We start from the raw sequence: 14,568 nt of genomic DNA, 5'->3' as shown, positions 1-14,568 counted from the left end.
GGTCAGCCTTCCACCTGCTGGGAGAGGAAACCGTAGATGTCGAAGCGCACGTCGAGCTGGCCGTAGCCGTTGCTGCCGCGCCGCCCCGCGCGGTCGGCCGGAATCCGCTGGTTGATGATCAGGTTGTCGACGAAGATCAGCGGCACGTTGTTTTCCAGTTGGTAGAGAATCCGCGTGAGGTCCGGCAGCGGGCAGTTCATGCGCACATTGACCGTCACCTGCTCGAATCGTTCAGGCTCGTCGTCGGGACGGTTGGTGGTGGAGACGATGCGGCACAGGTCGGCGTCGTCGGCCTCGCGCTGAATGATATCCCGAAGCCGGCGCGTCAGACCGGCCGCTGCGACGTTGAAGTTCGACTCGGGCAGGAACAGCGCCGAGTCCAGCCGCTCGGCCTGCAGTTCGTCGAGCTGCGCCTCCAGTTCGGGGCGGCGGGCGACGGCCGCCTTGAAGCGGGCCGCGCGCTCCTCGAGCGAGTTGACCTCGTCGGCCAGATCCAAATGGCGCATCACGAACCAGTGAAAGCCCAGGAAGTAGACGACGACCAGCACGATGACCAGCAGGCCGACGGCCAGCGGGCGGTTATTCTCCAGATCCGGCAGCAGCTGCACGCTCGCCTCCTGTGGTCTCGATTCGGGCCTGGGCGTTGAAGCGCTCGCGGCCGCTGCCGGGGTCGATGCTGACCGAGCCGCGGAATTCCGCTTCGGCCAGCAGGTCGGATTCATTGATCAACTCGATCAGCCGCTGCGACTGGTCGGCCAGGCCCTGGATCATCAATTCGTTGCCTCGAATCTGCATCTGCGTCAGCCAGATGTCGTTGGGCAGGATTCGGGTGACCTCGTCGAGCACCTCCACGCTGACCGGTTGGCGCCGACGGCGCTCGGCCAGGAAGTTGGCGGCCGCAAGGGCGTCCTGCAGTTCGCGCTGCAGGGCGAGCACCTGGTCGGCTTCGCCGCGCAGGGCGTCGACTTCGCTTTGCAATTGATCCACCGTGCGCTGGTGAAGAAACAGCGACTCGACCATCACCACCGCCAACACCAGCACCAGACCGCCGGCGAGCAGCCAGTTGATGCGCGCGCGGCGATAGACGTGCCTGGGGCGCTCGGCAAGCGGCAGCATGTTGAAGCCTTCGCACTCGGGATGCCCGGCTTCGCCGCCCAGGCAATCGATGGCGTGCGGCCGGATACCGATGGCCGCCAGGCGCTCGCGCAGGGCGTCCACGCGCGAGCGCATCGCCAGGCGCAGGTCGATCTTCAGGCGGCCGTGCTCGGCGTCGCGCTCGACGATGTCGTAGTCGAAATAGACCTGGTCGGCGCTGAACGGCGTGACCTGGTCGAGCTGGTAGCGCAGCGACTCGGCGAGATTGGCTTCCACCGCCAGCGGCAACTCGACCGGGCAGTGGAGCATGTCTTCGGGCGGCAGGCACAGCCGGATCTCCGGCTGGCCGTCTTCGAAACCGCCCAGCAGTTCCTGCCAACGATCGCGCAAGAGGCCGGCATCTTCGGACGCACCGAAGGTGTCGCGTCGATCGGGCGAATCGCCGCCTGCCCAGACCGTGAACTCCCGGCCCTCGGCCTGCGGCACCAGCCACAGCTGCGGACGAGGCGGAATCATGCGCTCGCGCAGGGAGCGCGGAAACAGGCCCGCCAGCTCGCCACGCCACCACTTCAGGAACCCCGGCAGGGGCCCGGCGCGGTAGCGGGCAACGACGCTGCCCCAGTATTCGTTGATGGCACTCTGATTCATCGATCCTCGATATTGTCGCGCCAGCGCAGCACCCGGAAGGGTCGACCGCGCTGGTCGCCACCGAGTTCAATCGTGGCCTGTACTTCGCTCCAGGTGCCGGTGTCCAGCGTCGCCCGCGAGCGAATGCTAAAGGTCCGGCCACCCCCTTGCAAGCTGACCATCGTGCCGTCGGGCAGCATCAGCGCCTGCTGGTCGCGGGGGTGAAACTGTCGCCGCTCCTCGACGAATGCCGCTGCATCCTCGGCGGAGATCTCCGGATTGGCCGCCAGCACGTCGGCCGAGGCAAAGGCCGGATTGATGCGACCGCCGGCATGGACGGTCAGCATCGGCTCCAGCTCCCGGAACAGGTCCCAGCTCATGCCGATGACCTGCTGCAACTCGTCGACGGAGCCGAACGGCTCGTTGGCCGGCCCGTAAGGATACCCGGCCGCCTCGTAATCATCCACTTCAGCGCCGTAGAGCCGGGGCAGCTCGTCGGGGTCGCGCCAGTCCTCGATGGCATCGGCCAGGTGCCAGGCCTCGGTTTCATCCATGCCGCGAGAAATGAACAGGTCCGACAAGGTCTGGGCGTCGGCGCCGTTGAGGTCGATCTTGCCGGACTCGTCGGTGATGCGGATCTCGACCCGGGCGGCGCCGAAATCGATTGTGTAGGGCCGACCATCGGGCACCCAACGGGTCTCGATGTCCATGTTGCGCATCTCGTAGGCCGCACGGTGAATGCCGGCCTCGGCGGCATAGCGCGCCCGGGTGGTGTCGAACAGGAAGCGCGACTGCAGGCTCTCGGTACGCGCCAGGACCGCGTAGGTGCCCACCACGATGGTCAGCAGCACCAGGATCCACAGCACCACGATGAGGGCGATGCCCCGCTGTCCGGACCGGCAGGGGATCATCGGTCCGAGTCTCCGGCCCCGCGCTGCCGGATCATCATGTCGCGCGTACTGCGAACGCTCCGGGCGCGCGACTGGCTGGTGTCCACCATGACGGGCGCGATCAGGTCCGGCCAGACCAGCCCGCGATCGGATTCCAGGTCGAGCAGCACGCCGACGGCCAGCGGCAGGCGCTCGGGCTCTTCCCACAGATCGGTCCAGAAGGTCTCGCCGGTCTCCGGGTCGAAGTCGAGGAAGATGAATTCGCCGTCCCCGATGTCTTCCATCAGCACGCGCCCGTCGGTGGTGTCTTCCAGGGCGCCGGTTTCGTAGCCGTTGAGCATGGCGTAGTAGTAGACCAGCTCCATTCCTTCGGAACCGCGCTCGAGACTGAGCTCCTGCACGTAGGGGCCGCCGTAGCTGAGATAACCCGGCATGGGCGAGACGAAGCGGACGTGATCGCGATCGCCCTGGAAGCGAACGATCTCCCCGTCCTCGAACTGCTCGATGATGAGCGCTCGCGACTGCATGAGCTGGCGCCGCACGAACTGCTGCACCACCCTCAGGCGATTGGTCTGCTCGATGACCTCCTCGCCGGACTTGGTCGCGCGCACGCTGGCGCGGAACCCGCCGTAGGCCATGGCCATGATGATCGACACCAGGGCGATGGCCAGCAGAACCTCGATCAGGGTGAAGCCGCCCTGTCGGCGACGCCGACAGGGCGTCCCGGACCCCGATCCGGGACCTTCCTGAACGCGCCGTGCCGGCCCAACGCGGGATCCGCTGCCTGAAACCCGACGCCACGCCCTCATGGCCGCGGCCCGCCGCCCATCTGCATCTGGCGTTCTTCCCAGTGAATGTCCACCGAACGCAGGGTTTCGAACACCGCCTGGCGGCGGCCCTCGCCCCACTCGACCGTCAGGCGCACGTGGTAGAGCGCGATCGGCAACTCGTCCTGGGCATCCAGGGCGCGCTCGTCGACGACTTCGGTTTCGTTGATTTCCATGGTCCAGTCATAGGTGTCGTCGAAACTGCCCTGGGTGACGCCCGGCTCGATCATCCCATCCAGGCCGAGCACGTCGAGCTTGGACTGGGCCCAAAGCGCCGCCTGGGTGTACTCGCCGGACAGGCGCGTATTGCCCACCGAGGTCGAAAGCACCTGCAGGACCACACCGAACAACAGGGCGAAGACCATAAAGGCCGCCATCACCTCGATCAGCGTAAAGCCATCCTGCCGGCTCCGCCGGCAGGATGTCCCGGACCCCGATCCGGGACCTTCCCGACGCACCCCCGCAGGCATTCGAAGCCCCGACCCGGGACCCGCGCGAAAGGAACGACGATCAAGCATCGTCGGCCACCTGCTCGAGGCTGACCTCGCCGGTCAGCCAGGAGACCTCGACCTTCCAGGTGCGTTCATTGGCCAGCAACTCGACGAAACCGCCGGTCGAGGCCCCGTCGGGATAGAAGCGGATACCGCCGGCGTTCTCGCCGGTCAGTTCCGAGCGCGCCGTCTCGATGGTGATGTCGAGGCCTTCGGGAATCTTGACCGGTTCACGCCCGGCGGCCGTCCAGGTCCTGGCATCGGCATCGACATGAAAAACCTGCTGCTGGCGCTGGATGATGGCCTGGCCGCGGGTGTGGCGGATGCCGGCGACGATCTCACGAGATGCGTTGCGGATCTCCGCGCCCTCGATGGAGCGACTGACCGAAACACCCACCACGGCGAACAGCATCGACACGATCAGCATCACGACCATCAGCTCGAGAAGGCTGAATCCACCCGCGCGAAGGCCCGGCAGCCATTTCATCGATGCCCACCCCTGAAACCTGATACCTGAAACCTGAACCCCTGGCTCAAGTCAGTCCCAGCTGGTGATATCGGCGTTGGCGCCTTCACCACCGGGCGAACCATCGGCGCCGTGCGACCAGATGTCGTAGGAACGATGCTGGCCGGGGTAACGGTACTGGTAGGCGTTCTCCCACGGATCGTTGAGGTTCGACTCGTTGATGTAGGGGCCGTTCCAGTTGCTGGCGTTGCCGGGCTTGTCGACGAGCTGACGCAGTTCTTCCGGCGGCCGGCCGTTGTCCAGGTAGTACTCGTCGACGGCCATCGAAATGCGCTGCACTTCGGCAGCGGCCGCCTTGAGCTTGGCGTCCTCGCCGCGCTCGAGCACGTTGGGCACGACCAGGCCGGCGATCAGACCGAGAATCATCAGCACGACGAGCAACTCGATCAGCGAGAAGCCGGCGCCATTACGCATAGTGTTCATGTTGAGTTTCCTCCGACCCCTTTCGGGCCTTGGTTTTTAAGGTTGCCGATCATCTGCGGCCGTCAGGCCACCATTTCGTTGATGCCGAGGATGGCCACCAGCACCGACATGACGATCACGCCGATCAGCACGGCCAGACCGAGCGTCAGTCCCGGGACCAGCAGCGCCATGAGACGATCGATGGTCGTTCGAACCTCGCGGTCGTAGGTGTCGGCCACCTTCAGCAGCATTTCGTCGAGCTTGCCGGTCTCTTCACCGACGTTGACCATCTGCAGCGCCAGGCGCGGGAAATTGTCGTTGGCCGCGAGCGCACGGGCCATGGGAGTGCCGGTCTTGACCTGCTTGGCCGCTTCGGCCACGTCGTCTGCCAGCACCGTATTACTCATGACATTCTTGGCGATGGAAAGTGCCGACAGGATCGGCACGCCGTTGACCAGCAGGGTGCCCGCCGTTCGCGCCAGCCGCGCGGTTTCCATCTTGGCGATCACGTCGCCGATGCCTCTCATGTGCAGGAAGCGCGCATCCCACTTGCGGCGCGAGGCCGGTCGACGCATCTGGCCGCGGAACCAGAGCAACACCACGATGACAGTGCCGATCATCGCCCACCAGTAATTCTGGAGCGCATTGCCCACCGCCAGGACGATCTTGGTCAGTAGCGGCAGCTCGGCGCCGAACTCCTCGAACATCGGCGTGAACTGCGGAATGACGTAACCCATGAGCAGGATCAGCGAGGCAATCGCCAGCACCACCAGCAAGGCCGGGTAGATCATGGCGGAGATGACCGAATCCTTGAGTTCCTTCGAGCGTTCGAGGTACTCGGCCATCCGCGAGAGCGTCTGGTCGAGCGAACCGCCGATCTCGCCGGCGCGCACCATGTTGATGTAGAAGCGCGAGAACACGCCGTGGCGTTCTTCCAGCGCTTCGGACAATGAACCGCCCTCGCGAACCCGGTTGCGGATCTTCTCGACGGTGTCCTGCACCCGCTCGTTTTCGGCCAGCTCGGCCAGGATGCCCAGCGAGCGGTCGAGCGGCAGGCCGGCACTCAGCAGGGTGGCCAGCTGCTGGGTCAGATCGCCGATCTCGCCCTGCTTGAGCCCGCGCCGACCGCGCAGCAGGGTCGAGAGCCTGAATCCGGAACCGACCTCCCTGGCCGAGACCGGAATGTTGCCCGACTCCTGCAGGTGGGCGATCACCAGGTCCTTGCTGGGCGCATCCATCTCGCCCGTCATGGTCTCGCCGGCCGGCGTCACGGCCTTGTATTCAAACAAAGGCATCAGGCTTCCTGCGTCACGCGCAGGACTTCCTCGGCCGAGGTGATGCCCTGCAGCGCCTTCATCAGGCCGTCCTCGTACATCGTGCGCATGCCCTCGGCGCGCGCCTGCTTTTCAATCTCGGTCGAGGTGGCGTGCTTCATGACCATGCGCCGGAGCTCTTCGGTCAGGACCAGCAGTTCGTGGATGCCGGTCCGGCCGCGGTAACCGGTGGGACTGGCCTCGGAGGTGCCCGGGCGGTATAGCCTGATGGGTCGTTCGTCGGTCAGTCTTTCCAGCCCCAGTTCGTCGATCATCTCCGGCAGCACTTCGTAGGGCTCGGCCGTTTCGGGATCGAGGCGCCGCACCAGGCGCTGGGCCATGATGGCGTTGACCGTGGAGGTCAGCAGGTAGTCTTCCACGCCCATGTCGATCATTCGCGTCACGCCGCCGGCCGCGTCGTTGGTATGCAGGGTCGAGAGCACCAGGTGACCGGTCAGCGCCGACTGGATGGCGATCTTGGCCGTCTCCAGGTCGCGCATCTCCCCGATCATGATGACGTCGGGGTCCTGACGAACGATGGAACGCAGGGCACGGGCGAAGTCCAGCCCGATGGAAGACTTGGCCTGGATCTGGTTGACGCCCTCGAGCTGGTATTCGACCGGGTCTTCGACCGTGATGATCTTGCGCTCGGGCGTGTTGAGCTTCGACAGCGCGGTGTAGAGCGTGGTGGTCTTGCCCGAGCCCGTCGGGCCGGTGACCAGGATGATGCCGTGCGGCACTTCCAGCTCGTGGATGAATTTCTCCTGCACATCCTCGGCGAAGCCCAGGCTGGCGAAGTCCAGCACCACGGCTTCGCGGTCGAGAATACGCATGACCACCGACTCGCCGTGCGCCGTGGGCACGGTCGAGACACGCAGGTCGAGCTCCTTGCCGCCGACGCGGTGCATGATGCGACCGTCCTGCGGCAGGCGGCGCTCTGCGATGTTGAGCCGGGCCATGATCTTCACGCGCGAGATGACCGCGGCGGTCGATCGCGCCGGCGGCGCCTCGACTTCCTGCAGCACGCCGTCGATCCGATAGCGCACCTTCAGGCGGTTCTCGAAGGGTTCGATGTGGATGTCGGAGGCGCGCGATTCGACCGCGCGCTGGAGAATCAGGTTGACCAGGCGGATGACCGGCGCTTCGGAAGCCAGGTCGCGCAGGTGCTCGACGTCTTCCTCGTCTTCACCGCCGCCGCCCTCGCCCCCGAGGTGCTCGGCGATCTGTCCCATGGCCGACTTGCCGCCGCCGAAATAGCGCTCGATGGTGTTGTCGATCTCGGAAGTCACGCCCACGCGCGGCTTGACTTCACGCCCGGTGGCCATGCCCAGGGCCCGCAGCGCGAAATCGTCGCAGGGGTCGGCCATGACGACTTCGAGTGTGTCGTCGTCGATGCGCACGGGCACCAGGTGCTGCTGCTTCATGTAGCGCACCGACACGGATTCGATCTGTGGCGCGCTCTCCGGGTAGTCCTTCTCAGTGACCATCGGAATCTCGAGCAGCTCCGACTGGGCGCGGGCGAGGTCGCGCTCGGACACCAGGCCGAGGCGCACCAGCAACGTCAGCAGGTTGCCGCCGTGCTGTTCGCGGTAGGCCTTGGCGCGCTGCAGGTCTTCCTCGCGCAGGCGCTCCTGCTCGATCATCAGCCGGCACAAGTCGGCGGCCCGATCCTCGAGGTGGTCGCCGATGCTCGGAAGAAGCTCGGTATCGTCGGTGGCGGTCAGCGGTTCAGTTTCCATAGTCACGTCTCAAACAGACAGCCCCGGGCTGCTTCGGTTCATCGATGCCGGCTATCGACCAGCTGCTCGATGAACGGTCGGTTCATCAGGATCCAGGCGGCAATCGGAACCACGCCCGGGAACATCAGGTAGCCCAGCTGGTAACACAGGGCGATGGTCGTCGCCGACAGATTCGTCGACTGCACGGCCGCCGCGGCCTGCGGCCCCATCAGGAACGCCATGTCGCGCCAGACCTCCCAGAACACGCCCCAGGTTGTGACCAGGGTGACCACCGCGAAGCCGATCAGCAACTGCACCAGCCGCCTCACACCGCGCGTGGGCGTGGCCATGGTGAGACCGAACAACAAGGCCAGGCCCCAGGCATAGATCATCGGATTGATATCCAGGTTCAGGGCGGCGGTCCGGCCGTCGACCTGCTGCGGCATGATGACCAGGGTCTGGACCTCGAAACGGAAACCCAGCTGCACGACCTGCTCGAAGATGTCCGGATACAGGCCGGCCAGCAACCACTCCACCAGCCGGGAAGTGGGAAACATCAGCCCGCTGGCCATGAAGAACCACAGGAAAAAGCCCAGCGGCAGGTAGAGCGCAGCAAGGACGAACATTTCCTTGACCGGGTTCTTGCCCTGCTCGTCGGTGCTTTCTGTGCTGTTTTTTCGTTGCTGTTCCTGCTCGCTCATCGCATCCGGCTCAATCAAGCCACAACCTTGCATTGTGAAACATCTTCATCCACGGGGAAAGCTCCCCCCACCCGGCGGGTGCCCAGGAAAAGTTGACGCGCCGGAGAAGACGCTCGGGGTGCGGCATCATGACGGTTGCCCGGCCGGTGGTGCTGCTCAGGCCGGTAATGCCCTCGGGCGAGCCGTTGGGATTGGCCGGGTAGCACTCGGCGGCGGTGCCGTCGGCCTGGACATAGCGCATGGCGACCGGCGCTCCCGACGCCGGTCGGTCGCCGAAGTCCGCCCTGCCCTCGCCGTGGGCCGTCACCACGGGCAGGCGCGAACCGGCCATGCCGGCAAAGAACAGCGATGGACTGTCCTCGACCGCGACCTGGCTCAGTCGCGCCTCGAACTGGCGGGAGCGATTGACCACGAAATCCGGCCAGGATTCCGTGCCCGGAATGATCTCTCGCAGGGCCGAAAGCATCTGGCAGCCGTTGCACACACCCAGCGCGAAACGGCCGGGATCGTCGAAGAAGGCCTGGAAGGCGTCGCGCAGGGAATCGTTGAACAGGATCGAGCGGGCCCAGCCCTGACCGGCACCGAGCACGTCGCCGAAAGAGAACCCACCGCAGGCGGCGAGCCCATGAAAATCGCGGAGCGACTGTCGGCCGCTTTCGAGGTCGCTCATGTGCACGTCCACGGCCTCGAAACCGGCGGACATGAAAGCCCGGGCCATCTCGCGCTGTCCGTTGACGCCCTGCTCGCGCAGGATGGCGACGCGCGGGCGCGCGCCGGTGTTGACGGCGACCGGCGCGGGCGGTTCGAAAGTCAGTTCGGCGGTCAGGCCGGCGCCGTCGAACTGCCGGATCGCCTCGTACTCCTCGTCGGCGCAGTCGGGGTTGTCGCGCAGGCGCTGCATGCGATAACTCGTTTCCGACCAACGCCCGGCCAGGTCGGAGAGCGCACGCGAGACCAGGCTGCGCCCCCCGGCGACGATCTCGAGACTGGCGTCGTCGACCGGTGTCCCGATGACCGAAACCCGTTCGTCGAGCCCGGCATTCGCCAGCTCGGCCAACACCGCCGCGAGTTCGTCCCCGGAAACCTGCAGCACCAGCCCGAGCTCTTCGTTGAACAGGGCGGCCATCGGGTCGGCTTCCGTCTCGCCCAGATCGATCCGGAGGCCGCGCCGACCGGCCAGCGCCATTTCCAGGAGCGTCGTGAACAGGCCGCCGTCCGAGCGGTCGTGGCAGGCCAGCAGGCGCCCGTCGGCCAGCAAGCGCTGCACGGCGGCAAAAGCCGCCTTGAGCGAGTCGGAATCGTCGATATCGGGCACGGCGCCCAGCTGGCGGGAGAACACCTGCGCCAGCGAGGAACCGCCGAGTCGGCGGCGTCCCAGGTCGATGAAAAGCAGGCGGCTGTCGGGTTCGGCGCTCAGCTCGGGCGTGACATGCCGTCGCACATCGGGCACCGGCGCAAAACCCGAGACGATCAGCGACACCGGCGCGATCATGCGCTGGTCTCCCTCATCGTCGCGCCATACGGTCTGCATGGACAGCGAGTCCTTGCCGACCGGGATGGATAAAGCCAGCTCGGGGCACAGCTCGGCCACGGCCTCGACGGCAGCACGCAGCGCGGCATCCTGTCCGGGCGCGCCGGCGGCGGCCATCCAGTTGGCGGACAGCTTGATGTGGGACGCATCGCGAACCGCCACGCCGGCGAGGTTGGTCAGGACCTCGCCCACGGCAATCCGGGCGGCAGCGGCCGAGTCATGAACGGCCAGCGGCGTGCGCTCACCCATCGCCATGGCCGTGCCGGCGTAGCCGCTGTAGTCAAGAAGCGTGATCGCGCAATCGGCCACGGGCACCTGATGCGGTCCGACCATCTGGTCGCGCACGCTCAGGCCACCCACCGTTCGATCGCCGATGGTGACCAGGAACTGCTTGCTGCCCACCGCGGGCAGCGCGAGCACCCGGTCGATGGCATCGTCGAGGGAGACGCCGTCGAGAACGTCGGTCTCGAGCGCGTGGTGCACGGTGGCGGCATCCCGGTGCATCTTCGGCGGCTTGCCGAGCAGCACTTCCAGCGGCATGTCGACGGCCGGTCGCTCGCCGAGGCGGTCGGCGAGCAGCAAGCGGCCGTCCTCGCTGGCCTCGCCCACGTCGGCCCAGGGACAGCGTTCGCGTTCGCACAGGGCGCCGAACCGCTCCAGGTCTTCCGGGGCGACGGCCAGGACGTAGCGCTCCTGCGCCTCGTTGCACCACAGCTCCATGGGCGAAAGCGCGGGATCGTTGGTCGGGATCTCGCGCAGTTCCAGCCGCCCACCGACCCCGCCGTCGTGGAGAAGCTCGGGAAGGGCGTTGGAAAGCCCGCCGGCGCCGACATCGTGGATCGACTTGATCGGGTTGCGGTCGGCCTGCATCCAGCAGCGGTCGATCACCTCCTGGGCGCGGCGCTGCATCTCGGGATTGCCGCGCTGGACCGAAGCGAAATCGAGTTCCGCGTCGGACTGGCCCGAACTCATCGAGGAGGCCGCGCCGCCGCCGAGGCCGATCAGCATGGCCGGGCCGCCCAGCACGATGATGCGGTCTCCGGCCGCCAGCGGCTGCTTGTGGGTCAGCCCGTCGGCGATCATGCCGCTGCCGCCGGCGATCATGATGGGCTTGTGATATCCCCACAGTCGGTCGTCGATGCTTGCGCTGAAGGTCCGGAAGTAACCGAGCAGGGCCGGCCGGCCGAATTCGTTGTTGAAGCGCGCGGCGCCGATGGGCCCGTCGCGCATGATCTCCAGTGCCGATGCCAGGCGGTCAGGCTCGGCCGGAGCCGTCTCCCAGGGCTGGGCCCAGCCGGGAATGCGCAGGTCTGAAACGGAGAAGCCACACAGCGCTGCAATCGGCCGAGCGCCCCGACCCGTCGCCGCCTCGTCGCGGATTTCACCGCCCGAACCGGTCGCGGCACCCGAATCGGGCGAAATGGCGGTGGGGTGGTTGTGTGTCTCGACCTTGATCTGGATATGGGCGCGGCCGGGGCGCCCCGCATACGACGGCTGCTCCCGGTATGTCGTCAGAAACTCGACGTCGAAGCCCTCGATTACCGCGGCGTTGTCGTCGTAGGCCACCAGGGTGCCGGCCGGCGTCGCAGCGTGCGTGCTGCGAATCATCCCGAACAGCGAACCGTCCACGGGGAGGCCATCGACGCTCCAGCTGGCATTGAAGATCTTGTGCCGGCAGTGCTCGGAGTTCGCCTGGGCGAACATCATCAGTTCGGCGTCGCTGGGGTCCCGTCCCATGCGATGGTAGGCATCGACGAGGTAGTCGATCTCGTCGTCGCTGAGCGCCAGACCGAGCTCGTCGTTCTGGTACTTCAGGGTGCTGGCTGCGTCCGCTCCGAGTCGGATGACCGAAAGCGGCGCCGGCGGGCGCTCGTGAAACCAGTCGTCGAGGTCGCCAAGCGCCTCGATCACGACCTGGGTCATTCGATCGTGGATCAGCTGTCGGGCGTCCGCCGAAAGTTCGGCAGCCGCAACACCGTCGAGCTCGAAAAGGGTTGCATGTTCCAGGCGGGCAAAGCCTTCAAGGCCACATCGACGGAGAATATCGCCGGCCTTGCTGGCCCAGGGGGTCACCGTGCCGGGCCGGGGAACGATCAGGAGTTGATTCGGGCTCAGCGATTGACCGTCAAAGGGCCGGGCTGACAGCAGGGAAAGCAATCGATCGCGCTGAGGCTGCTCGGGCAGCCGCTCGGCATCGACGAGGAACAGTTCCCGGGCGGTGACACGGACCTCACGCTCTTCTAGCGCGGAGATTCGGGTGGCGAGCCGGGAAAGACGAAACGGCGGCAGCGAGTCCCTGCCGAGCAGGACGATCATGCGTGACCCCGCGAGAACGCTCAAGTGAGCGCGACATTATAGGCCACAGAATGCCCGGACCGGCAGAGCGGTCCGGGCGAGGATTGCTACTCGGCCGACGATCGGGCCTTGGCCAGATTGTCCAGGCGCTGACGAAGCTGCCTGGGCGGCACGTAGCCGGGGATCATTTCGCCGTTGGGCGTCATCATCGAGGGCGTGCCGGTCACGCCAAGCGACTGACCCAGACGATACTGGTCCTCAACCGGATTCTCGCATTCGGCTTCCGGCGGCCGCTGACCCGACTTGGCGGTATTCATCGCGCTCTGACGGTCGTCCGAACACCACACCGAAACCATCGTGTTGTAGGTTTCCGAACCCACGCCGGCGCGCGGGAAGGCCAGGTAGTTGATACGAATTCCTTCGTCGATATATTCGTCGATCTGTTCGTGGAGACGCCGGCAGTAGCCGCAGTCGGTATCCGTAAACACCATCAACTCGTAGTCCGCATCTTCCGGGCCGAAGGACACCATCTGGGAGTCGTCCAGATCGTTCAGCTTTTCACGGCGCAGCACGGACTTGGCCGCGTCGGTCAGGTCGGTCTGGGTTTCCAGGTCGATCAGACGACCCTGCATGAGGTAACGACCGTCTTCGCTCATGTAGATGATTTCGTTGTTGAGCTGGACTTCCATGACGCCCCCGACAGGCGTTTCAGCGATGGCCAGCGTTTCGACCTCGGGCACCAGGGCGCGTACGCGCTCTTCGATCGCCTGCTGGTCGGCGGCCGAAACCTGCGCCGCGAAGGCGAGCGCAAGCAACGAAATGACTCCTGAAAAAATCCTCATTCTTCACTCCTCGGAAACAAGACTTGTCGTGCGGTGCATTCGGACCGTCGAATGATAGCCGAGTGCCGCGATCTGTTCATTGGAACACGCCGGAAAGCACAAGTTTCACCCAATTAACCCCTTGGATGGTGCCGCTGGTGCAGGGATTTGAGGCGCGCTCTCGACACATGCGTGTAGATCTGGGTCGTCGCCAGGTCTGCGTGGCCCAGCAGCATCTGGACGACACGAAGGTCGGCGCCATTGTCCAGAAGGTGGGTCGCGAAGGAATGCCGCAGGCGATGGGGATGAACCGCATCCCGGATTCCGGCCCGTTGCGCAAGCTGACGGATCCGAGCCCAGATCGCCTGGCGGGAAAGGGCGCGCCCGCTCCTGGAAACGAACAAGCAGTCGCCAAGCGGTTTCAGGTTGGACCGAACCCGGAGCCAGGCTTCGATGGCGTCGATGGCGGCCCGACCCAGCGGCACGAGCCGCTCGCGCCCTCCCTTGCCAAGCACGCGGATCACGCCCTGGCCGAGATTCATCCTCGAAAGCGTAAGCGTCGCAAGCTCGGAGACCCGCATACCCGTGGCGTAGAGCGTTTCGAGCAGGGCCCTGTCGCGCAGGTCGAGAGGCGCATCACCGGCAGGGGCGGCGAGAAGCGCCTCGACTTCGCGCGGCGTCATGGTGCCCGGCAACGGCCGGGGGCGGCGGGGACCTTCCAGGTCGAGCATCGGATCCTGCGCGACAACGCGCTCCCTCAGGGCCCAGGCGAAGAACTGTCGCAGGCAGGAGAGCTGGCGGACGATGCTGCTCGTGCTGTTGCCCGATCGCATCCGCGCGGCGAGAAACTCGAGCACATCGGCTCGGGACAGCTGTTCAACGGGAGCGGGGACACGGGCCAGGAAGCCGGCCAGGTCGTTTCGGTAGGCTTCAGCGGTTGCCGGGGCAATGCCGCGTTCGGCCCAGAGCGAATCGAGAAAGGCGTCGATCAGCCTCGCATGCGGCGAGGCGGGGGAGTCGGGGGCGGATGGGTCCGCCCCCGAGTGCTCACCGTTTCGGCTCAACCCTTCCCGGTCAGGCGGTTGAGCGTCTTGCGCGCGGCCGTCTCGACTTCGGAAAAGCCCGAGCGTGCCGCGGTGCGCAGTTCCTCCACCAGCTGTCGGCGCTGGTTGATCTGGTGGCTTGCCAGGTCGTGGAGGGCGTCGCGAAGCTGGTCGACCGCGGCGAGCACGTGTGCCATGTCACCCTCGGCTGCGGCAGCCTTGCGCGAAGCCTTCTTCTTGGAAGCCTTCTTCTTGGAAGCCTTCTTCTTGGAAGCCTTCTTCTTGGAA

At 66.0% G+C, this 14,568-nt stretch carries 14 protein-coding genes; all 14 read right to left on the bottom strand.

Annotation, left to right across the window (positions count from 1 at the left end):
• Window positions 1-2 precede the first annotated feature (2 nt).
• Window positions 3-608, bottom strand: coding sequence for a type II secretion system protein GspM (gene gspM, locus DZC52_RS14365; RefSeq protein ID WP_181918970.1), 606 nt, complete (start codon window positions 606-608; stop codon window positions 3-5).
• Entirely contained in the window at window positions 580-1,743 is a 1,164-nt protein-coding gene (locus DZC52_RS14360) for a PilN domain-containing protein (RefSeq protein WP_116651841.1), read from the bottom strand. Before DZC52_RS14360 ends, gspM begins: the two co-directional genes overlap by 29 nt.
• On the bottom strand, window positions 1,740-2,633 hold the full coding sequence (locus DZC52_RS14355) for a type II secretion system minor pseudopilin (RefSeq protein WP_116651840.1): 894 nt from the start codon (window positions 2,631-2,633) through the stop codon (window positions 1,740-1,742). The genes DZC52_RS14360 and DZC52_RS14355 overlap by 4 nt, the downstream gene beginning before the upstream one ends.
• Entirely contained in the window at window positions 2,630-3,421 is a 792-nt protein-coding gene (locus DZC52_RS14350) for a prepilin-type N-terminal cleavage/methylation domain-containing protein (RefSeq protein WP_116651839.1), read from the bottom strand. Before DZC52_RS14350 ends, DZC52_RS14355 begins: the two co-directional genes overlap by 4 nt.
• The gene (locus DZC52_RS14345; RefSeq protein WP_281268759.1) at window positions 3,418-3,909 is read right to left on the bottom strand and encodes a type IV pilus modification PilV family protein; all 492 of its coding nucleotides are present in this window, start codon (window positions 3,907-3,909) and stop codon (window positions 3,418-3,420) included. The genes DZC52_RS14350 and DZC52_RS14345 overlap by 4 nt, the downstream gene beginning before the upstream one ends.
• A 40-nt stretch (window positions 3,910-3,949) precedes the next feature.
• Window positions 3,950-4,417, bottom strand: coding sequence for a GspH/FimT family pseudopilin (locus DZC52_RS14340; RefSeq protein WP_116651972.1), 468 nt, complete (start codon window positions 4,415-4,417; stop codon window positions 3,950-3,952).
• 51 nt (window positions 4,418-4,468) lie between these two features.
• Window positions 4,469-4,879 (bottom strand): type II secretion system major pseudopilin GspG, encoded by a 411-nt coding sequence (gspG, locus tag DZC52_RS14335; RefSeq protein ID WP_116651837.1) that lies wholly within the window; start codon window positions 4,877-4,879, stop codon window positions 4,469-4,471.
• A 62-nt stretch (window positions 4,880-4,941) separates the two neighbouring features.
• Complete coding sequence (locus DZC52_RS14330) at window positions 4,942-6,153, bottom strand: type II secretion system F family protein (protein WP_116651836.1); 1,212 nt, start codon at window positions 6,151-6,153, stop codon at window positions 4,942-4,944.
• Entirely contained in the window at window positions 6,153-7,910 is a 1,758-nt protein-coding gene (gene gspE / locus DZC52_RS14325; RefSeq protein WP_116651835.1) for a type II secretion system ATPase GspE, read from the bottom strand. The genes DZC52_RS14330 and gspE overlap by 1 nt, the downstream gene beginning before the upstream one ends.
• 38 nt (window positions 7,911-7,948) lie before the next feature.
• Window positions 7,949-8,590: an exosortase H-associated membrane protein gene (locus tag DZC52_RS14320; protein ID WP_116651834.1), complete on the bottom strand. Its 642-nt coding sequence runs from the start codon at window positions 8,588-8,590 to the stop codon at window positions 7,949-7,951.
• Between the two features lie 10 nt (window positions 8,591-8,600).
• Window positions 8,601-12,437 carry a phosphoribosylformylglycinamidine synthase gene (gene purL, locus DZC52_RS14315; protein ID WP_116651833.1) on the bottom strand — a complete coding sequence of 1,279 codons (3,837 nt, stop codon included), beginning with the start codon at window positions 12,435-12,437 and terminating at the stop codon, window positions 8,601-8,603.
• Window positions 12,438-12,523: 86 nt separating this feature from the next.
• The gene (locus DZC52_RS14310) at window positions 12,524-13,258 is read right to left on the bottom strand and encodes a DsbC family protein (protein ID WP_116651832.1); all 735 of its coding nucleotides are present in this window, start codon (window positions 13,256-13,258) and stop codon (window positions 12,524-12,526) included.
• 113 nt (window positions 13,259-13,371) lie between these two features.
• Complete coding sequence (gene xerD, locus DZC52_RS14305) at window positions 13,372-14,229, bottom strand: site-specific tyrosine recombinase XerD (RefSeq protein ID WP_116651971.1); 858 nt, start codon at window positions 14,227-14,229, stop codon at window positions 13,372-13,374.
• 68 nt (window positions 14,230-14,297) lie between these two features.
• Window positions 14,298-14,568, bottom strand: a 271-nt coding sequence (locus DZC52_RS15575; RefSeq protein ID WP_181918968.1) for a hypothetical protein, incomplete at its 5' end; no start/stop codon positions are given.

Origin of the sequence: Wenzhouxiangella sediminis (assembly GCF_003410055.1) — a bacterium.
GTDB classification, from domain to species: Bacteria; Pseudomonadota; Gammaproteobacteria; order Xanthomonadales; family Wenzhouxiangellaceae; genus Wenzhouxiangella; species Wenzhouxiangella sediminis.
This window is presented reverse-complemented; position numbering and strand designations above follow the sequence as displayed.